Annotated in this window: 15 protein-coding genes; 6 read left to right on the forward strand and 9 right to left on the reverse strand. The window is 72.9% G+C overall.

Annotated elements, in window-relative coordinates:
• Positions 1–101: 101 nt before the first annotated feature.
• On the forward strand, positions 102–3,800 hold the full coding sequence (locus tag ACFYS8_RS18200; RefSeq protein ID WP_387642394.1) for a WGR and DUF4132 domain-containing protein: 3,699 nt from the start codon (positions 102–104) through the stop codon (positions 3,798–3,800).
• Positions 3,801–3,832: 32 nt separating this feature from the next.
• On the opposite strand, the gene ACFYS8_RS18205 is transcribed toward ACFYS8_RS18200, so the two are convergent.
• Both ACFYS8_RS18205 and ACFYS8_RS18210 read right to left on the reverse strand, forming a co-directional pair.
• Complete coding sequence (locus ACFYS8_RS18205; RefSeq protein WP_387642397.1) at positions 3,833–4,441, reverse strand: DUF5134 domain-containing protein; 609 nt, start codon at positions 4,439–4,441, stop codon at positions 3,833–3,835.
• Between the two features lie 35 nt (positions 4,442–4,476).
• Positions 4,477–5,979 (reverse strand): tyrosinase family protein, encoded by a 1,503-nt coding sequence (locus tag ACFYS8_RS18210; protein WP_387642401.1) that lies wholly within the window; start codon positions 5,977–5,979, stop codon positions 4,477–4,479.
• 319 nt (positions 5,980–6,298) lie between these two features.
• Between ACFYS8_RS18210 and ACFYS8_RS18215 the strand changes: the two genes are divergently transcribed.
• From ACFYS8_RS18215 to ACFYS8_RS18225, 3 genes are all read left to right on the forward strand, one after another.
• Positions 6,299–7,225, forward strand: coding sequence for an amidohydrolase family protein (locus ACFYS8_RS18215; RefSeq protein WP_387642404.1), 927 nt, complete (start codon positions 6,299–6,301; stop codon positions 7,223–7,225).
• A gap of 79 nt (positions 7,226–7,304) precedes the next feature.
• Positions 7,305–8,507 carry a sensor histidine kinase gene (locus ACFYS8_RS18220; protein ID WP_387642407.1) on the forward strand — a complete coding sequence of 401 codons (1,203 nt, stop codon included), beginning with the start codon at positions 7,305–7,307 and terminating at the stop codon, positions 8,505–8,507.
• Positions 8,504–9,208 carry a response regulator gene (locus ACFYS8_RS18225; RefSeq protein ID WP_387642410.1) on the forward strand — a complete coding sequence of 235 codons (705 nt, stop codon included), beginning with the start codon at positions 8,504–8,506 and terminating at the stop codon, positions 9,206–9,208. The genes ACFYS8_RS18220 and ACFYS8_RS18225 overlap by 4 nt, the downstream gene beginning before the upstream one ends.
• 31 nt (positions 9,209–9,239) lie before the next feature.
• Here the strand turns inward: ACFYS8_RS18225 and ACFYS8_RS18230 are convergent, their stop codons facing one another.
• The 3 genes from ACFYS8_RS18230 to ACFYS8_RS18240 form a co-directional block, all read right to left on the reverse strand.
• Positions 9,240–10,415: an alpha/beta hydrolase family protein gene (locus ACFYS8_RS18230; protein WP_387642413.1), complete on the reverse strand. Its 1,176-nt coding sequence runs from the start codon at positions 10,413–10,415 to the stop codon at positions 9,240–9,242.
• 238 nt (positions 10,416–10,653) lie between these two features.
• On the reverse strand, positions 10,654–12,099 hold the full coding sequence (locus tag ACFYS8_RS18235; protein ID WP_387642415.1) for an RICIN domain-containing protein: 1,446 nt from the start codon (positions 12,097–12,099) through the stop codon (positions 10,654–10,656).
• Between the two features lie 162 nt (positions 12,100–12,261).
• The gene (locus ACFYS8_RS18240; protein WP_387642417.1) at positions 12,262–13,164 is read right to left on the reverse strand and encodes an NAD(P)-dependent oxidoreductase; all 903 of its coding nucleotides are present in this window, start codon (positions 13,162–13,164) and stop codon (positions 12,262–12,264) included.
• 96 nt (positions 13,165–13,260) lie between these two features.
• Here ACFYS8_RS18240 and ACFYS8_RS18245 point away from each other — a divergent pair, with 96 nt between their 5' ends.
• A complete protein-coding gene (locus tag ACFYS8_RS18245; RefSeq protein WP_387642419.1) occupies positions 13,261–13,665 on the forward strand; it encodes a winged helix-turn-helix transcriptional regulator in 405 nt (134 codons plus the stop codon).
• A 3-nt stretch (positions 13,666–13,668) separates the two neighbouring features.
• Here ACFYS8_RS18245 and ACFYS8_RS18250 read toward each other — a convergent pair whose 3' ends face one another.
• The 4 genes from ACFYS8_RS18250 to ACFYS8_RS18265 all read right to left on the reverse strand — a co-directional run bounded on the left by ACFYS8_RS18250 (position 13,669) and on the right by ACFYS8_RS18265 (position 17,833).
• Positions 13,669–14,145, reverse strand: a complete 477-nt coding sequence (locus tag ACFYS8_RS18250; protein WP_387642422.1) for a SitI3 family protein — start codon at positions 14,143–14,145, stop codon at positions 13,669–13,671.
• A gap of 101 nt (positions 14,146–14,246) precedes the next feature.
• Complete coding sequence (locus tag ACFYS8_RS18255) at positions 14,247–15,959, reverse strand: GAF domain-containing protein (RefSeq protein ID WP_387642425.1); 1,713 nt, start codon at positions 15,957–15,959, stop codon at positions 14,247–14,249.
• Between the two features lie 144 nt (positions 15,960–16,103).
• Entirely contained in the window at positions 16,104–16,913 is an 810-nt protein-coding gene (locus ACFYS8_RS18260; RefSeq protein ID WP_387642426.1) for a RimK family alpha-L-glutamate ligase, read from the reverse strand.
• Complete coding sequence (locus tag ACFYS8_RS18265) at positions 16,910–17,833, reverse strand: RimK family alpha-L-glutamate ligase (protein WP_387642428.1); 924 nt, start codon at positions 17,831–17,833, stop codon at positions 16,910–16,912. Before ACFYS8_RS18265 ends, ACFYS8_RS18260 begins: the two co-directional genes overlap by 4 nt.
• A 275-nt stretch (positions 17,834–18,108) precedes the next feature.
• On the opposite strand from ACFYS8_RS18265, the gene ACFYS8_RS18270 reads away from it, so the two are divergent.
• Positions 18,109–18,756 (forward strand): AAA family ATPase, encoded by a 648-nt coding sequence (locus tag ACFYS8_RS18270; RefSeq protein ID WP_387642429.1) that lies wholly within the window; start codon positions 18,109–18,111, stop codon positions 18,754–18,756.
• Positions 18,757–19,226 lie beyond the last annotated feature (470 nt).

Raw genomic sequence — 19,226 nt, forward strand, 5'->3', positions numbered from 1 at the left:
TTCCCCTGCGGTTCCGCGCCACCAGGGGTGGTGTCGGAACCGCTCGCTAGGGTTCCCACCGGGCGGCCGGACGATCACGGCGGCCGCCCGGAGCCATCGGCATGTCTGGAGGGGCAGTGCGGCGCTGGGAGTTGGTCGGGGACGGTTCGTCGAAGTTCTGGGAGGCGGCGACCGACGGCGCGTCCGTGCAGGTCCGCTACGGCCGGATCGGCACCGAGGGACGCCTCCAGGTCAAGGAACTCGCGGACCCGGCCGCCGCCGAGGCGCACCTCGCGAAGCAGATCGCCGGGAAGGAGCGCAAGGGGTACCGGGAGACGGGGGGCGCTCAGGCTCCGACCGCTCCGGCCTCCTCGCCGACGCCGTCCGCCGAGGCTGCGCAGACCGTCAAGAGCCTGGCGGCCGTCGAGCAGGACGTCGAGCAGAACGTCGAGACCGTCGAACAGGGCGCCGGGGACGCCGAGTTCGCCAAACTGCCGGACGAGGACGCTTTCGTGCTGCCGGAGTCCTGGTACCCGCTGGTGGTGCCGCGCCGTGGCGGCGGGGTGCCGGCCGGGCCGGCCCGGCCGGTGGTGGACGCGGCGGCGGCCGAGGAGCTGGAGCTGCTGCGGATCGCCAAGAACGAGACCTGGATCGAGCGGGTGCTCGACGACGCCAACTCCGAGCAGTACCTGGTGCGGGCCGCCCGCGCGCACCTGCGCGGGATGCCGGACGCGATCGGCGCCGCGGCGGTCGCGGCGATGCTGCGCGAGACCTGGCAGAAGGGCGGAATCCAGGAGGTCCTGGACTCCTGGATCGCCCGGTTCGGGCTGGGTTTCGCGGCCCGCGCCACGGTGGCGTCCTTCGAGTTCGACTCGAGTTGCGCCCGGCCCAACCACCACCGGGCCGGGCTGATCTCGGAGGGATCGGGCCGCCGGGAGCTGCGTGGGGCGGAGTTCGCGTTCACGCTGGCGCAGGGGGTGCGGCGGGCGCTGGCGCTCGCCGACGAGCCCGAATACCGTTCCGTGCTGGCCGAGTTGGCGGCGATCCGGACCCGGCGGGACCGCCGGGCGGCGACCGCGTTCCTCGCCCCGGAGGTACCGGGCTGGGTGGACGAATGCCTGGCCGACCTGTCGGGGTTCGGAAAGATCAGCGAGGTTTCGGTCGCCCAATTGCTGCACTCGGTCGGCACGGCGAAGCAGGTCGCGCAGATCGCCCAGCAGCCGCCGCTCCGCCGCTGGATGAACTGGCCGCCGAGCCAACTGCCCACCCTGGCCGACGCGGTGGGCCCCGCATGCGTGCCGCTGTTCGGACGCGCCCTGGACACCCAGTACGACCTCGACAAGATCCGTCAACTCGCCCTCCAGATAGCCGAGTTCCCCGGCGACCGGGCGTTCCGGCTGCTGCTCGACCGGATCGAGGTCCGCCACGTCCGCCCCGGCCTGCTGCACGCGATGCGCCGCTTCCCGGTGCGCGCGGTGCGGCTGTTGGCGGAGTTCGCGCGGCAGCGGGTCGGCGCGGAGGCCGCGATCGCACGGCAGTTGCTGGTCAGTCACCTCGGCTCGCTCCGTTCGCAGTTGCCCGAGGTGCTGGCGCGACTCGACGCCGACACCGCCGAGTTCGTCGCCTCGCTGAGCAACACGCAGCAGCAGTTGCCGGAGGCGGAGGCCGCCGCACTGCCCGAGCTGCTGACCTCGCCGCCGTGGCTGCGCCCGCGTCCCGCCCGGAAGCCGAAGGTGCTGACCGGGGTCACCGCCGACGGCACCGCCCAACTCCTGTGGACGGAAGGCGAGTCGGAGCAGTGGCGGGAGGACACGCAGTCCCCGTGGACCTTCGGTCCGGGCTTCGACTGGGCCGCCGAGGCGGAGATCCGGCTGAGGGAGGCCGGCGGCCTCTGGTACGGCGCGGAACTGCTGGCGCACGGCCCCGAGGAGATCGTGGGCCAGTACCTGGAGGGCTGGCGGCCCGGCGAGTACTGGAACGCGGCGGAGTCGCTGCGCCCGGTGGTCGCCAGGTTCGGCCTGGCCGCGCTGCCGTTGCTGCGCGACGGTGCGGCGGCCCAGCCCGGGCACGTGGTGCCGCTGCTGCTGCCGTTCCGCGACGTCACCGTCGCCGGGGTGATGGCGGACGCCCTGGTGCGCCTCAAGTCGCAGCGGGCGACGGCTCGTTCGTGGTTCGTCCGGCACGGCGTCGAGGGTGCGCTGCTGCTGGTGCCGAACGCGGTCGGCAAGGCCGGCCGGGCCCGGTTGGCCGCCGAGAGCGCGCTGCGGCTGGTCGCGGCGCAGCAGGGCGTGGACGTCCTGCTGGCGGCGGTGCAGGAACGTTACGGCGATGCGCCGGCGGCCGTGGTGGCGGCGGCGCTGAGCGCGGACCCGCTGGTCAACGCGCTGCCGGCGAAGATGCCGGAGTTCCCGGACTGGCTGCTGCTCGGTGCGCTGCCGCAGTTGGTGCTGCGTTCCGGTGCGGCGCTGCCGCGGTCCGCGGTGCGGCACGTGGTCACCATGATGTCGCTGTCGAAGCTGCGCGAGCCGTATCCGGGTCTGCCGCTGGTGGCTGATCTGCTGCGGCCGGAGTCGGCGGCGGAGTTCGGCTGGGCGCTGTTCGAGGAGTGGCGGCAGGCGGGGATGCCCGCGGCGGACAGCTGGGCGCTGTTCGTGCTGGGCGAGTGGGGCGACGACGAAACCGCGCGCCGGTTGGCCCCGGTGCTGCGCGAGTGGCCGGGTGCGGGTGCGCACCACCGCGCGGTGGAGGGCCTGGACGTGCTGGCGGGGATCGGCAGCGACGTCGCGCTGATGCAGTTGCACGGCATCGGGCAGCGGGTGAAGTTCAAGGCGCTGAAGTCGCGGGCGCAGGAGAAGGTCGCCGAGATCGCGGAGGCGCTGGGCCTGACGGGCGAGCAGCTCGGCGACCGGCTGGTGCCCGATCTGGGGCTGGACGCGGACGGTACGACGGTCGTCGACTATGGTGCGCGAACGTTCACGGTCGGGTTCGACGAGCAGCTGCGTCCGTTCGTGCTGGACGCGGACGGCAAGCGCCGCAAGGATCTGCCCGTGCCCGGTGCCCAGGACGACCCGGAGCTGGCGCCGGCCGGACGCAAGCGCTTCGCCGCGCTGAAGAAGGACGTCCGGGCGCTGGCGAGCGTGCAGATCCAGCGCCTGGAAGCCGCGATGGTCGCCGGACGGACCTGGTCGGCGGCCGAGTTCCGTACCCTGCTGGTCGATCACCCGTTGCTCCGGCACCTGGTCCGCCGGCTCGTCTGGAGCACGGCGGACACCGCGTTCCGGGTCGCCGAGGACGGCGCCTTCGCCGATGTCCGCGACGAGGCGTTCACGCTCCCCGAGGACGCCGTCGTCCGCCTCGCCCACCCCCTGTACCTCGACGTTCCCGCCTGGTCCGCGCTCTTCGCCGGCCACGGGCTGCTCCAGCCGTTCCGCCAACTCGCCCGTCCGACGGCCGTATTGACGGCGGAGGAGGCCGCCGGGCACCGGCTGCACCGCTTCGAGGGAGCGAAGATACCGGTGGGCCGTCTGCTGGGCATGACCAAGCGCGGCTGGCAGCGCGGCACCCCCGAGGACGCGGGGGTCGAGCGCTGGTTCCACAAGCCGCTGCCGAACGGCCGGCACCTGGTGATCGCGCTCGAACCGGGCATCTATGTCAGCGTGGTGACGGAGTTCCCCGAGCAGACCTTCAGCACGGTGTGGCTGGACACCCGGGCCCGCGACTACTACCGGTCCCGCCGCGAGTGCGGCGAGCGCTTCGCCGACCTGGACGCCGTCACCGCCTCCGAACTCCTCGCCGACCTCGAGGAGTTGACCGCCGACTGAGCACCCCTCCGGCGGCGGGGCCTTGCCGGGGGTCAGCTCATGCCGACCAGCATGTAGAACATGCCGATGGCCATCACCGTGCGCCGCGCCGAAACCAGGCGGAGCAGGGCGGGCGGCCCGGGTGCGCGGTCACGGGCCGGGTGGCGGCCCATGGCCGGGCGGGGCAGCAGGAGGGCGGCGACTCCGACGGCGGCGTACCCGAGGAAGTAGGTCGCCAGGAGGAGCAGCGTCCAGGCCGGCACCGCGGCATGAGCGGCCTGGTGGACACCGGTGCCGCCGGCGTGGTGGTGCTTCGGAGCCACTGCGAGGGCGGCCATCGCGGACGCGCCGACGACGTGGTGGGCGTGGTGCGCCCAGGCACCGGGCGGCACCGCGTGGCGCTCCTGGTGACGCCCGGCGGGTGCCGGGCTTCGGCGTACCGGCCAGGCCGCGGACGCGGCGAGCAGGGCCGCCCACAGGCCCTGCGGCAGTGGGTCGAACGCCGGTGCCATCATCGCGACCACCGCGAGCGCCATCACGATCTCGGCCGCCTCCAGCCGGCGGTCCGCGCACCGGCCGGCCGCGATGCCGGACACGCCGTGCACCGCGCACCAGCCGGTCAGGGCGATCAGCAGGGCGGTGGCGATCACGGGCTCCCGCACCGGAACCTCCCGTCCGCCGCCCGCGCCGCCACCGGCTACGCGTCCTGCACCAGCAGCCGCGCGTTGACGGTCGGGTTGCCGGCCTGCGCGAGCGGGAACGCGGTGCCGACCTCCTCGGAGTGCCCGGGCACGTCGATGCGGACGGACAGCGTCCGGTCCTGGATCTGTTCCTGCGGCATTCGGAAGTCGAGGTTGATGATGCCGTGCTTCACGCAGGTCGGGCACTTCCGCGGCATCTTCGGCTGGAAGAAGTAGCGCTTCGCGACCGGCGCGCCGTCGGCGAGCAGCGTCACGACGAACGACCCGGGGATGTTCAGCCGGTCGATGCCCTTCACCCGCACCGACACCGGGTCGGTGCTGCGGAACGCGAAGGGGCTGGCGGCGTCGGTGCTCCCGGACAGGTTCTCCATGACACGCTCCGCGGGGCCGGGGACGTCCAGCCGGTCGTACGAGACGGTCGTCTCGATCGTCTGGTCGGCGGTCGTGGTGAACGGCGGCAGTGCGTTGAACGGCGCGGTGAGCCAGCCGGTGTCGGTACCCAGAGTGGATCGGAAGCCGGTCAGTGTGGTCGCCTGGGCGCGGGTCTGCCAGCTCAGCCAGAGGCGGTCGATGTTGCAGTGGAAGAACCAGAACACCGGGTCGAACGATGAGACGTTCTGGTCGGCCATCGTCGGCCCGATCGATCCGTGGCCGCCGTCGTGGGCCTGGATCGAGAAGTCCTGGTACCCGTTGACGTTGTACGCGCCCCACAGCGACTGGGCCAGCGAGGTGGTGATGTCGTCCGGCACCCCGAAGTCCTGCATGTTCTGGGTGATGGTCGCGACGGGGAACCGCTGGGTGGTGTACGGGAAGTACCCGGTGACGGGCTGCGGCGTCGCGTTGGCGCCGGGATCGGCCGGCAGAACGTACTGGTCGAGCGGCGGGTGCTGGAGCCGGTCCGGCAGGGCGGTCGTGATGTCCCAGTAGGGGAGCGTCACCGTCTCGCAGCCCGGGACGGAACGCAGCGCGTCCTCGAAGTTGATCAGGTACTGGCGGTGCCAGGGATTGAACCGGTCCTCGTGGTGCAGGCACCAGCTCTCCGGGAGACCGTGCTGCCCGGCCAGCACGAAGTAGCTGTCCGCCGCGGCCGGGTCGCGGGCCATCAGGCCGCTGAACGCGGTCTTCAGCAGCGTGAACTCGGCGTCGGTCAGTGTGGTGACGTCCTTGCGCAGCCTGGTCGGGGCCGGGCCGCCCGCCGGGGGCCCGCCGCCCGTCGCCGTACCGAGGGGGTAGCCGTTGACGATCCAGTTCTTGAACGTCTGGACGCGATCGGCGCTCCACTTCCCGGCCTGGTCCGGGGGCATCTGCGCGTTCGGCGGAGAGGTCTGCGCGAGGATGGCGAGCCCGTTCTTCCTCACCCCGTCGTAGGTTCCGAGCTCGATCCCCTTGGCGGCCATGTGGTCGACGTCCTCGGGCCGGAAGAAGAACCGGATGTCCGCCAGATAGGTGGGCGCCGCGACGACTTGATCGGCGGTCGGGTCTCCGGGGGTCGTGGTCATGCTTCCTCCGCTGGTCTCCGGACGGGAGTGGCGATGCCGGCTGCGCGGTGCAGCGACGCACAGGGTCCATGGTCGGAGGGTCTGCGGCCGCCTGCCAGGCGGGCTGGTCCGCACAGGGCGCGGCCGCACGAAGGACGCCTGGATCCCCGTCCGACCGTCGTACGGTTCCGGGCCCTGGTGGTCGAGGGAAGGGGAGCCGAGGGCGGGCGCGGGCCGGAAACGGGAGCGGCATACGCTGATCCGGTTTCGCGCGTCTCGCGCGTCTCGCGCGTTCCGCATGTTCCGCATGTTCCGCATGTTCACGAGAGGGGCAGTTCAGGTGAGTTCACTCCACGAGCCGCACAGTGTCGAGCCGTTGGGCGAGGAGTTCCGCGCGGAGGCGGACGAGGTGCGCCGGTTCTGGGGCGGGCTCGGGCTGCCCGGGCTGATCGACGTCCACACCCACTTCATGCCCGAACGGGTGCTGCGCAAGGTGTGGGAGTACTTCGACGCCAACGGGCCACTGGTCGGCGGCCTGGCCTGGCCGATCACCTACCGCACCGAGGAAGCCGAACGCACGGCCGTGCTGCGGGAGTTCGGTGTCCGGGCGTTCACCTCGATGCTCTACCCGCACAAGCCGGGCATGGCCCGCTGGCTGAACGACTGGGCCGTCGACTTCGCCCGCCGCACCCCGGACTGCCTGCACACCGCCACGCTGTACCCCGAGCCGGACACCGGGGAGTACGTCCGCGAGGCCCTCGACGCGGGGGCCCGGGTGTTCAAGGCGCATGTGCAGGTCGGCGACTACGATCCGGCGGACGAGCAACTCCGGTCGGCGTGGGGGATGTTGGCGGAGGCGGGCGTCCCGGTGGTGATGCACTGCGGCTCCGGGCCCGCGCCCGGCCGGTTCACCGGTCCCGAGTCGGCCGCCCGGGTGCTCGCCAGCCACCCCCAACTGCGGCTGATCGTCGCCCACTTGGGCATGCCCGAGTACCAGGAGTTCCTGGACCTCGCCGAGCGCTACCCGCAGGTGCACCTCGACACCACCATGGCGTTCACGGACTTCACCGAGAGCTTCATGCCCTTCCCCCGGCCCGCCCTGACCCGGCTCGCCGACCTCGGCGACCGCGTCCTGCTCGGCACCGACTTCCCGAACATCCCCTACCCCTATCTGCATCAACTCCGCGCCCTGGAACGGCTGGACCTCGGATCCGACTGGCTGCGGGCGGTCTGCCACCACAACGCCGCGAAGCTCTTCGACCTGTGACCGCCCTGCCGCCGTCCACCTGCGGATGTATGCCCACGGGCGGACGCCGGCGGCGGGACGGCTGGCTACCATCACCCGCATGGATCGGGATGTGCCGCGCGCGCCGTGGCTGAGGCGACTTCCGTCGGGGGTCTGGACTGCGCTGAGCTGGTGCGCAGCCGGGCAGTTGGCGCTGCTGCTGTTCATGTCGACGACGTTCGAGATGGCCCCGTCGTTCGGACTCCGGCACCCGGGCTTCCTGGTGGACCTCGTCCCACGGACGGCACTCGCGGTGGCGCTGGCGCTGCCGGTCTGCTGGGCCCGGCGCCGGCCGGCCCAGGTGTTCGGGGTGCTGCTGGCCGAATCGGTGGTCGTGCTGGCGCTCGGCGAGCGGACGTGGCCGCTGTTCATGGCGCTGAACGTCCTGCTCGGCTACCTCGCGGCGGTCCGCCCGGGCCGGGTCTCCGTACTCGCCGGGGTGACCGAATTCGCCGTCTGGTTCGGCGAATTGCTGGTGGTCCGGCACGACGCGCCGGAACTCAGCGACCTGGCGAGCACCGCCACGGCGTTCGCGGCCGGCATCGCGATCCCGTGGGCGGTCGGCAACGCGGTACGCCAGCAACACCGGTACAGCGCGGACCTGCGCACGTACGCCGCCCGTCAGGCGATCACCGTCGAACGGCTGCGGATCGCCCGGGAGTTGCACGACGTGGTGGCGCACAGCATCGGGGTGATCGCGATCCAGGCCGGCGCGGCGAGCCTGGTACTGGACGTGGAACCGGCCGGGGCGCGCCGGGCCCTGGACGCCATCGAGGCCACCAGCCGCGAGACACTGTCCGGCCTGCGGCGGATGCTGGTCTCGCTGCGGCACGCCGAGACCGGCGGCGAGGACCCCTCGATCGCCCCACCGCTCGCGGGACTTGAGGCCATCGACCGGTTGACGGAGACGATGGCGCAGGCCGGCGTCGAGGTGGACGTGCGCCGGCAGGGACGGCCGCGCCCGCTGCCGCCCGAGATCGACCTGGCCGCCTTCCGGATCGTCCAGGAGTCGGTCACCAACGTCCTGCGGCACGCGGGCGCCGACCGCTGCGAGGTCCACATCGCCTATGAGGAGCGGGAGTTGACCATCGAAGTGCTCGACGACGGCCAGCGCGGTGCACCCGGCCGACGCGCCGGCAGCACCGCCGGCACCGGCTACGGGATCCCCGGAATGCGCGAGCGGGTCGCCCTGCTGAACGGCCGGTTCAGCGCCAACTCCCGCCCCGGGGGAGGCTTCCGGGTCGCCGCTAGGCTGCCCGTATGATCGCCCCCGACACAGACTCCGCACCCGCCGTCCGGGTACTGCTCGCCGACGACCAGGAACTGGTGCGCGCCGGGCTGGGCATGGCCATCACCCACTCCCCCGGCCTGGAACTCGCGGGCGAGGCGGCCACCGGCGCCGAGGCCGTCCAACGGGCACGCGAGGTCCGCCCCGACGTCGTGGTGATGGACATCCGGATGCCCGGCATGGACGGCATCGAGGCCACCCGGCTGCTCACCGCGGGCGCCGGCGCGGCCGACCCGCCGGTGCGGGTGCTGATGCTGACCACCTTCGACGACGACGAGAACGTCTACGGCGCCCTGCGGGCCGGAGCGAGCGGCTTCCTGGTCAAGGACATGCCGCTGACGGACATCCTCGCGGCGATCCGCGTGGTCGCCGCCGGCGACGCGCTGATCGCGCCGAGCGTCACCCGCCGCCTGATCGCCGACCTCACCGGCCTCACCGACCGGCTCACCCCGGCCCCGCCGAAGCGCAGCCTGCCGGGGATCACCGAACGCGAACACGAGGTGCTGACCCTGGTCGGCCGCGGCCTGTCCAACACCGAGATCGCCGAGCAACTGTTCATCGCCCCCGCCACCGCCAAGACCCATGTCGCCCGCCTGCTGACCAAGTTGGACGCCCGCGACCGCATCCACCTGGTCATCGCCGCCTACGACGCGGGCCTGGTGTCCCCGTCCGGCTGAGCGCGCCGAACGGGGACACCGACCGCGTGCGCTAAGGGAGTTGGACGGACACCTCCGGCTGGTCCGGGGACGGCCCGTCCAGCAGCGGCTGCGGCTTGCCCTTCAGCTGGAGGTCGAAGAAGGCGGCGAGGTACGTCCGGGTGACCGCCAGCCCGCGCACCGGGTCGATCGCCCCGGGCTTGCCGGGCATGCCCGCGGCCTTGGCGAGCAGCTCCAGGTCGCTGAAGGTGCCGTGGTCGGCTCCGGCGACGGTGAGCCAGCGCTTCCAGCCGTCCAGCCGGGACCAGGCCTCGTCCCAGCTGGGGTCCGTGCCCGGGTCGTCGTGCACCCCGGCGGCGAACAGCAGGAACGGCCGTCCGTCGAGGCCGCCGGCCGGGACGGGCGCGAAGAACGTGCCGTCCATGTTCACGCCCGCCCGCACCCGGCGGTCGTTGGCCATGGTCACGGCGGCGGCGTCACCGCCGATGGAGTGCCCGGCCATGCCGATCCGCCGGTGGTCGATCAGGTGGGCCCGCTCCCACGGCGAACTGTCCGACGTCAGCCGGTCGATGACGAACGAGGCGTCCTTCGCCCGGCTCTCGGCGATGGCCGGCAGCCCGCCCTCCGGCGGCTGGTCGCAGATCGCGCAGGGGAGCGTCCGGCCGTCCGGGAAGGTGACGCCCGTGGACTCGTAGGTGTGGTCGATCAGCGCCACCACGTAGCCGCGGCTGGCCAGGTCCTCGGCGACGCTGCTGAACAGGGCCCGGGGGAAGGTGAATCCGGGCGAGAGCAGCACCAGCGGGAAACGGCCGCCCACCGGGCGCGCGTCCACCCGCGCCCAGGTGCCGACGCCGGCCACCGCCTCGGGTGGAATGGGGGCGGTCGGCGTCTTCCTCTCCAGCAGCAGCCGGGCCTCCTCGGTGGTCATGTAGGGCACGGGCGTCCCGCTCCCGGCCCGGGCCGGGTAGTACATCGACACCATCAGCTGCCGCGGTCCCGCCGACGGCACCCACGGGTCCTGGCGGTTCCGGTCGACGAGGTGCAGCAGGTCCCGCCCGACCGCGTACGGTCCGGTCGGGCGCGGCAGCGAGGCCGAGAACCCGGCCGCCACAGGGGCGGCGGCGGACACCGGCGGGGCAGCGGCGAAGGCGGGAGCCGCAGCGACGACCGGCAGCGGCAGGACGAGGGCAAGCGCGGCGGTCACGGCCGCGCGGCGGAAACTGGTCATGTCCCCGAACTTAGGCTTCAGGCACGGTGGTTGACGTCCGCCCGGGAGCGGATCAGCACGTCCACTCCCGGGCGGATCCGGCCTCCTCCCACAGGCGGACCGCGCCCGGGTGCCGGCGGCGCGGCTGACCCGTTGGGAGCGGCCGTGCTGCCACAGCTACTACCGCCGGGCGAGTGGTGGGGCGACGAAAGGCCGGCCCCCGGGGGTATCTTTCCCGGGGGCGGGCTTCCGGCGGCTCTCAGGCGAAGACCGTGTCCTGGATCGTCGCCAGGCGTGCCCGGTCGGTGTGGGCGTTGACCCAGTCGGTGATGTTCTTCACGGCCTGGTCGGTATCGCCGGAGCGCTGGTAGTCGTTGAGCTTGTAGCCGGCGATCAGGCCGTCCACGCCCGCCTCGCCGAGCAGTCGGGCGGCGCATGCGGCGGCGCCGGAGGAGGAGCCGATGGTCCAGGAGAAGACGCCCGTCAGATAGCCGGAGTCACGGATCGCGGTGCTCTGCTTCAGGCCGGCGACCTTGTCGCTGCCGTCGTTGCCGCAGGTCCCGACGGCGGTGGCGAAGATCGCGGAGCCGTCGTCGACCAGCCGGTGCTGGAAGTTGACGCCGCCGCCGTTGTAGGAGAAGGCGATGCTGGCGTCCTGGTACGTCCCGGTGACCATCACGCCCTCGGACGGGGTGAGGTCCCGCTTGACGTCGTCCCAGAGGGTGCGCTTGTCGTTGCCCCAGGTCACCTCGTAGATCACCTGGATGCCGTTCGCCACCAGCTTGTCCCTGGCCAGCGCCTTCAGCGTGCCGAGGTCGCGGTTCTCGGGGTTCTTGATGTCGACCCAGACCAGCGTGAGGTTGCGTCCGGCGCGGCGCTGGGCGGCCATCTCGTCGAAGATCGCCGACACCCGCTTGCGGTCCACGTTGCCGCTGTCGACGTTCTCGGACGCCGGGTTGCCGACGTCGCACGCCACCCATTCCCAGTTGTCGACGAAGCAGCCCCCGTACGCGTGGTTGGCGGCGTCGACCTCGATGGCGTTGTATCCGGCGTCGAGCGCCGAACCGACCCGGTCCGCGGAGTTGAGGTTGTGCGCGATCGCGTAGATCGGCCGCAGCCGCGAGCCCGGCCACGGCTGAACCGCCTGGCGGCCGAGCCGCTGGGCCGGACTGTCGTGGCAGTCCCAGATCTGCAGCGGGTTGCCGAAACGGAAGTCCGCGTTCGGGACGTCCAGACACTTCCCGCTGCCCGCGTTGACCAGTTGCCGGCCACCGAAGGGCGACGGCTCGTCACGCCACACCTGCGCGGGCGTCCCGTTGCAGTCCCACTGCCAGACGGAGGTGCCGTCGGCCGAGGCGCCCCACTTGACGTCCAGGCACTTCCCCGAGCCGACGTTCACCCACGACACCCCGTTCCCCACCGGCCGCGAAATCCACCGCTGCGGACCGGAGTTGTTGCACCCCCAGATCTGGATCACGTTCCCGGTGACCGGCGACCCATTGGGCACGTCCACGCACCAGCCGCTGAGCGTCAACGACTCCGGATAGCTGTACGGCACCTGTCTCGGCGTCGGCGGCGTCCCCGACCCGCCATCCGGCGGGGGCGTGTTGCAGGACGGCGGCGGCTCGGGCGCATCACACGGACTGGCCGCGTGCACGGCGGGCGCGGTGACCAGGAACGACGCCACCAACGTCAGTAGTGACACGACCGCCATCGGAAGTTTGCGTAGCATCAGGCCTCTCTCCACGGCCGGCGGGACCGCCCGGTGTGCGATGTCCCGGTATGAGCCCCGACCGTACGTTCGCCCGATTGCCGCCCACTTGCCACCCACTCAACGCGCCCGCCTTGAACGGTCCGCCTCGGCCGGTCAGCGTGCCAGCAGGTCGATCACGCCCGTGAGATCCTCCTCCCCGCTGGCCCCGGCCAGCCGGCGGCGCATCAACTCGAAGTAAGGGGTGATGAGTTCGGGGCTGACGCCCTGCTCCTCGGCGGTGCGCAGGAAGGTAGGGGTGCCGGCGACCTGCATGGCGAGGTTGGAGACGACGCCGGTGGTGTAGTCGCCGGTGCGGAGGTGGTCGGCGGTCTGGTGGACGGACGGGGCCATCGCGGTGAGCCAGTCGGCGAGGAGGGGGGCGAGGGTGGTGGGGTCGATGTTCTCCTTGCGGATCAGGGCGAAGGCGTGGGCGGCGCCGGCCAGCATTCCGTACATGGCGCTGAGCAGGGCGACGTCGTGCAGGGCGGCGAAGCCCGGGTCCTCGCCGACGTAGGTGGTGGCGAGCGGGACGGCGAGGGTCGGCCGGTGGCGGTCGAACAGGTCGTGCGAGCCGCTGTAGAAGACGTAGCCGCCGGCCTGCGGGATGCCGACCATCGGCGGGACGGCCATGATGCCGCCGTCCAGGTAGCGCGCGCCGCGCTCGCGGGCCCACTCGGCGCGGGCGCGGGCCTGGGCGGGGGTGCTGGTGGTGAGGTTGACGACGTCCCGGCCGGTCAGGTCGGTCCCGGCCAGGACGTCGCCGACCGAGGTGTCGTCCAGCAGGCAGACGACGATCAGGCTGTTCGCGGCGACCGCCTCGGCGGCGGCGTCGGCGACCTTCGCGCCCTCGGCGGCGAGGGCCTCGGCGCGGGCGGGGGTACGGTTCCAGACGGTGAGCGGGTGGCCGGCGGCAAGCCAGGTGCGGGCCAGTGCGGTGCCCATGGTGCCGAGGCCGAGCAGAGTCACCGGGGTGCGGTCAGCGGTGGTGGTGGTGTTCTCAACAGTGTTCTGTGCCATGCCGATTAGGCTGGTCCAGGACCCGGAAGTGATCAAGTACGCACTTGGCAGTGGGTGGTTACCCCGGGGTGAGTGAGCAGGTCAGGAGGGTGGGGCATGACGACGCTGAACCGACCGGGTACGCCGGAGGGACACGTCTGCGGGATCGACGCCGCGATGGAGGTGATCGGCGGCAAGTGGAAGGTGCTGATCCTGTGGGCGCTCCACGAGCAACCGTGCTGCCGTTTCGGCGAGTTGCGCCGACTGCTGCCGGGCATCACCGAGAAGGTCCTGGCCTCCCACCTGCGCGAGCTGGAGGCCGACGGTGTGGTGCGCCGGGTCTCCTACGACGAGGTGCCGCCCCGCGTCGAGTACTCGCTGACGGAGGACGGCGCGCGCCTCAACGACGCGCTCCAGCCGCTGGCGGCGTGGGCTCGCGAGCGGCAGACAGCGCGGGCGGCAGCGGAACGGGCGTCGACGGAACGGGCGGCGGCGGAACCGGACGAACAGGCGCTGCTTTGAGCCTCAGAACCGAAGGCTCTCCCGCCGGTACGGCCCGTCGATCATCGCCCGCCAGTGCTCGGGCCACATAAGGGAGTCCTCGTGCAGGACGAGGTCCTCCCCGCGCCGCAGCAGCCAGACGGTCTCGTAGTTGTAGGTGAGGACCGCGTCCACCGGGAGCTCCGCCAGCAGGCCCAGAACCAGCGCGATGATGTCCTCCTCCTGCGGGCCGGACGGCTCGTACCGGGCCGGCTCGATCCACAGCTCGATCTTCGAGGGCACCCCGAACTCGCGGTCGACGGTGTCGACCGGATACCCCGACCGAGCCGAAACGTGGATCCTCGTCCCGCGCGCGGTCGCGGCCCCGGAGACGTCGAGCAGCTCCCCGAGAGCGGGGGGCTCTTCGCTGAGGCCCTTCTCCCGGTACAGCCGGCTGACCCTGGCGGCGATCTGCTCCGCCGGTTCCTCGGTCGCCAGATACAGCTGGTGCGCGATCGTCACAGCCACGCTCCCCTTCGGTCGAACGTCAACGCCACTTGGCGGAGATCATTCTGAAGGGACTACACAAGCGCCGACCACCGAATTCCGGAAACGCAGAGGCCTCAATGCCTCAGTGGGGCCGTCCAGTTGAGGGTGGTCCCGCCGTTGGGCGGGGCGGTGACGGTGAGGGTGCCGCCGAGGGAGTGGGCGCGTTCCTCGAGGTTGCGCAGGCCGCTGCGGCGGCCCTGGGCGGGGATGCCGACGCCGTCGTCCTGGACGGTGAGGACGACCTGGCTGCCGGTGGCCTGGAGGGCGACCTCGACGCGGCCGGCCTTGGCGTGCCGGGCGGCGTTGCTGAGCGCTTCGCCGAGGACGGCCACCAGGTGGTCGGCGACGGCGGGCGGGACGTCGGTGTCGAGCAGGCCCTCCATGCTGAGGCGGGGGGCGAAGCCGAGCGCGGAGTGGGCTTCTTCGACCACGTGGACGGCGCGGGCGCGCAGGCCCTGGCCGGCACCGGCCTCGCGGACCCGCAGTCCGAAGATCGTCGACCGGATGATCTTGATGGTTTCGTCCAGGTCGCCGACCGCCCGCAGCACGCGGTCGGAGGCCCCGGGGTGGTCGATGAAGCGGGACGCGCTCTGCAGCGTCATGCCGGTGGCGAACAGGCGCTGGATGGCCAGGTCGTGCAGGTCGCGGGCGATCCGGTCGCGGTCCTCCAGGACGGCCAACTGTTCGGCGTCGCGCCGCCGTTCGGCGAGCTCCAGGGCCAGCGCGGCCTGGTCGGCGAAGGCCAGCAGCGGTTCGATCTCACGCTCGGTGAACTCCGGTTCACCGCTCGCCCGGACCAGTAGCAGCACGCCCTCGGTGTGGCCCTCGGCCCGGCCCAGCGGCACCGCGACGGCGGGGCCGAGGCCCGCGTAGCGGTCGGCGCGGGCAGGGAAGCGCGGGTCCTCGGCGAGGACGTGCGAGGTCACGGGCGCGCCCTGGGCGCAGGCCGCGCCGGAAATGGTGCCCTCCAGCGGGACGTCCGCGCCGGCCCGGCCGGTCAGGTCGCCACCGAGGGAGAGTTCCATGTGCAGGCCGTTGCCGTCGGGCAGCACGGTGAGCACGTCGGCCTGCCGGGCGCCGCTGATGTCGCACGCCCGCTGAGCTATCAGCTCGACCACCTGGGTGCGGGAGCTGCCGGACAGCAGGCGGCGGTTGATCTCGGCGGTGGCGGTCAGCCAGCGCTGGCGGCGCTGCGCCTCCTCGTACAGGCGGGCGTTGTCAATCGCGACGCCCGCCGCGACGGCGAGGGTGGCGATGACCGATTCGTCGTCGTCGTCGAATCCGGCGGCGCCGCGCTTGTCGGTCAGGTAGATGTTGCCGAACACCTCGTCGCGGACCCGGACCGGCAGGCCCAGGAAGGTGCGCATCTCGGGGTGGTGGGCGGGGCAGCCGGTGGACGCCGGGTGTTCGCGGAGGTCGTCCAGGCGCAGCGGTTCGGGGTGGCGGATGAGTTCGCCGAGCAGGCCCTTGCCGGTGGGGTAGGGGCCGATCTTGGCGATTTCCGCTTCGTTGAGGCCGACGGTGAGGAACTGGGAGAGGGTGTCGCCGTCGGCGCCGATCACGCCGAGTGCCGCGTATTTGGCGTCGGCGAGGACGGCTGCCGCCTCGACGATCCGGCGCAGCACCTGGGTGAGTTCCAGCTCCCGGCCGACCGAGAGCACGGCCTCCAGCAGGCTGTGCACCCGGTCCCGAGTACCGCGGGCCACGTCGATCCGGGCCTGCAGTTCGGCCAGCAGTTCGTCCAGCCGGAGCTGGGGAAGCCGCGACCGCGGTTCCTCCTCGCGCACTGCGTTCCTCCTCGTCCGTTGGCCCCCGTTCGACGCCCGATTCTCGCAGATTGGACCGTGGGGGTGGACCGACGGGTCGCCGGGGGCGTCGCGGTCGGGCAGGGCGCGGGTGGAACCGGGCCTCCGGCGGGCGGCGTTCGCAGGTCAGCCGCGTGCCAACGACCCGAGCCGCGGCGGGCCCACGTCCGCGTCTCGACCGTCTGCGGCGGCCATGGCAACCCGGACGGCGAGTGCGGCCAGTGCCTCGGGCGCGCCGGGCTGGTGGCGGATGCCGGGGAAGGCGTTGACGTCGACGGCGATCGGGCCGTCGGGTCCGGGCAGCAGGTCGATGCCGTACACCTCGAGGCCGAAGGCGGCGCCGGCGGCGAGTGCGAGGGCGCGTTCTTCGGGGCCGGGTGTCCAGGGGCGGCGGGCGGGGCCGCCGGGGTGGAGTTCGGAGCGGCGCTGTTCGGCGAACACCTGCCCGTCGACCACCCAGAGTTTGCGGTCCCAGCCGTCGCCGGCGATCGGCCGCTGGGTGATGACCGGTTCGGGCGCCCAGCGATCGATCAATGCCTGCCACTGTTCAGGAGTGTCGGCCCGGGCCACCAGGTCTTCGCGCCGGCTGTGCCTGCTCTTCACCACCACGGGGCCGGTCCAGCCGAGTTCGCCGAGCGGGCCGTCGGCGACGGTGGGCGCGAACGGCAGGCCGGCGCGGCGGGCGCGCTGTTCCATCGCCGTGCGGTCCTGGCAGAACGCGGTGGCGGCGACGGAGTTGAGCACGGCGGTGCCGGCCTGTTCGTAGCGGCGGGCGAGTTGGAGCGCGGCGGCGCTGCGTGCCTTGAGCAGCAGCAGGTCCGCGTCCTGGCCGGCCGGCACCGTCGAATGGCCGTCTGCGGCCAGGAGTTCGCGGGTGGCGGCGAGCAGCGGGTGGTCGGGGTCGCGGGCCAGGACCGCGATGCGCAGCGCCCTCACCGGGCGGCCGAGGCCGAGGCGGGCGCAGGGGCGGGCGCGGGGGCGGGGGCGGGGGTAGGCGTGAGCAGCGCACCGGCGTCGGGGGTCGGCCAGGAGGAGCCGGTGCGGGCCAGGCGGACCACGGCGTCGGCGACCCGTTCGACGGCGTGCGGTACTTGCCGGAAGCTCGGGAAGTCGTTGATGTCGACGACGGTCGGTCCGTCGGGTCCGATCAGTACGTCGAGGCCGTACAGGTCGAGGCCGAACACTTCGCCGACCTGCGCGGCGAGTGCGGCGACTTCGCGGGGCAGCGGGACGGGCCGTTCGGTGGCGGGCCGGTGCGGGTGCAGCGGCGAGGTGCGCTGGGTGGCGAAGAACTCGCCGCCCGCGCAGTACACCTTGAGGTCGAGTCCGTCGTTGGCGATGTACGGCTGCGCGATCTGCAGGCCCCCGCCCGAAGGGCCCCCGTCCAAGGTGCCCGCCAGCTCGGCGAGCTGGGAGGGGTGCTGGACGAGGTGGACGGCGCGCCCGGAGGAGCCGTCGGCGGGTTTGACGACCAGCGGGTAGTGCCGTTCGGGTATCGCGGCGAACGCGGCAGGGTCGGCGGCGGCCCAGGTGCGGGGCATCGGCAGGCCGTGCAGGGCGGCGACCACGGCGGTCTGCGCCTTGTCGCGGACCGGCCGGATCGCCCGGGCGTCGTTGACGGTGGTGAGTCCGGCCGCGGCGGCGGATTCCAGCAGGCCGAGGCCGGGCCCGCCGGAGACGGTCTTCAGCACCCAGGCGTCATGGGTGCCGCTGCGTATCAGCCGGGCGAGGTCGAGCAGTTCGGCGCCGGGGCGCAGTACGTCCACCCGGTGGCCGGCCGCCCGCAGGTGGTGGACCACCTCCAGCGGCATCCCGTCGTGGCGGTAGTGCTCCTCGACCAGGAAGCAGAACCTCATCTGTGCCCACCCATTCCCCTCTGTCCCCTCACGCGCGTGCTGTGGGGGCCGTTCGCATCGGTCCACCCTGCCACGGATCTTTGTTCGGAAAGCGTGCAGGGTGTCCGGGAACGGCCACAGCCGCGTCACAGGCGCATTGCCGCAGGTCTGGAACCCAATGCCCGGGGCATGACGTTGACATGACGTTCCGTTGGCACACTCTTGAGGGGGCCCGTGTGCATCACTTGCTGCGTCCGCACGCCCGGCACGATCTTACGGACCGTCCGGCGCCGGCCGTGCTGGCCTATCCGGCGAACGACGTCCTGGTGGTCTCGGGTCTGCCCGGCAGCGGCAAGAGCACCTTGATGGCGCGCTGCGCCCGGGCCCGGGTGATCGATTCCCAGCACACCCGGCAGCGTTTCGCCGCCGCCCTGCCGGGCGTTCCGTACGCGCTGTACCGGCCGCTGGTGCGCGGCGCCCACTATCTGCGGCTGCACGCGGCGTTGCGGGCGGGCGGGCCGCTGGTGGTGCACGACTGCGGGGCGTTGCCGTGGGTGCGCCGGGCGATCGCCCGTGCCGCGCACCGGCAGGGGCGGCGGCTGCACCTGTTGTTGCTGGACGCCACGGCCGCGCAGGCCGCGGACGGCCAGCGACGGCGTGGCCGCCGGGTGTCGCGGTACGCGTTCGCGCGCCACCGCCGGGCGGGTGCGGCGCTGCGCGCGCTGGTCACGGCGGATGCGCCGCTGCCGGCGGGGGTGGCGTCGGTGGTGCTGCTGCCGCGCGCGTCGGCGGCCCGGCTGGCCGCGATCGAGTTCACCGCGCCGTGCGGCCGCGCCGCCGCACGGCCGGTGAATTCGCAGGTGGCGGCGGGTCGGCGGGTGCCCGCGCCGCGTCCGGTGGCGGCCCCGGCCCGGACGGCTGCGGGCGCTGCGGCGAACGGCTGAGCCGCCCCGCGCGTCGCCCGCCGCCCCGCAGGGTGCTGGCTAGTCTCCGGCCATGCACACCCCCTCCCCCTCCCCCAGGCCGCAGCGCGGCCCGCAGGCGCGGCGGATCGCCGACCGGCTGTCCGTGCAGTTCCGCGTCCCGATCGAGCCGCAGTACGAGCAGGCCGGGCACCGCTGGACGCTTCGCTGGTACGACGGGCCGACCGTCGCCGCGGTGCGCTGTGCGCTGGAGCGGCTGTTCCCGGACGGGGACCGGTTCGCGGTGCGGCGTGATCTGACCACGCGGGCGCTGGTGCTGGCCGCGATCCGGGAGACCCGGGCGGGGGCGATGCACCGCTCGGTGGGCAGTTGGGGGCAGCGCTACCACCTGGAGCAGTTGCTCGCCGATCAGGAGCATCCGGACCGGACCGCCGATCCGCGTGAAGCGGCCATGCTGGAGCGGCTGTTGGCGGCCGCGTCGACCGCCACCG

This window comes from Kitasatospora sp. NPDC004615, assembly GCF_042873545.1.
GTDB lineage: Bacteria > Actinomycetota > Actinomycetes > Streptomycetales > Streptomycetaceae > Kitasatospora.

Coding starts and splice junctions, on each gene's coding strand:
- ACFYS8_RS18220 (WP_387642407.1), top strand. CDS start 7,305: ATGGATCGGGATGTGCCGCGCGCGCCGTGGCTGAGGCGACTTCCGTCG.
- ACFYS8_RS18210 (WP_387642401.1), bottom strand. CDS start 5,979: ATGACCACGACCCCCGGAGACCCGACCGCCGATCAAGTCGTCGCGGCG.
- ACFYS8_RS18245 (WP_387642419.1), top strand. CDS start 13,261: ATGACGACGCTGAACCGACCGGGTACGCCGGAGGGACACGTCTGCGGG.
- ACFYS8_RS18200 (WP_387642394.1), top strand. CDS start 102: ATGTCTGGAGGGGCAGTGCGGCGCTGGGAGTTGGTCGGGGACGGTTCG.
- ACFYS8_RS18240 (WP_387642417.1), bottom strand. CDS start 13,164: ATGGCACAGAACACTGTTGAGAACACCACCACCACCGCTGACCGCACC.
- ACFYS8_RS18265 (WP_387642428.1), bottom strand. CDS start 17,833: ATGAGGTTCTGCTTCCTGGTCGAGGAGCACTACCGCCACGACGGGATG.
- ACFYS8_RS18225 (WP_387642410.1), top strand. CDS start 8,504: ATGATCGCCCCCGACACAGACTCCGCACCCGCCGTCCGGGTACTGCTC.
- ACFYS8_RS18230 (WP_387642413.1), bottom strand. CDS start 10,415: ATGACCAGTTTCCGCCGCGCGGCCGTGACCGCCGCGCTTGCCCTCGTC.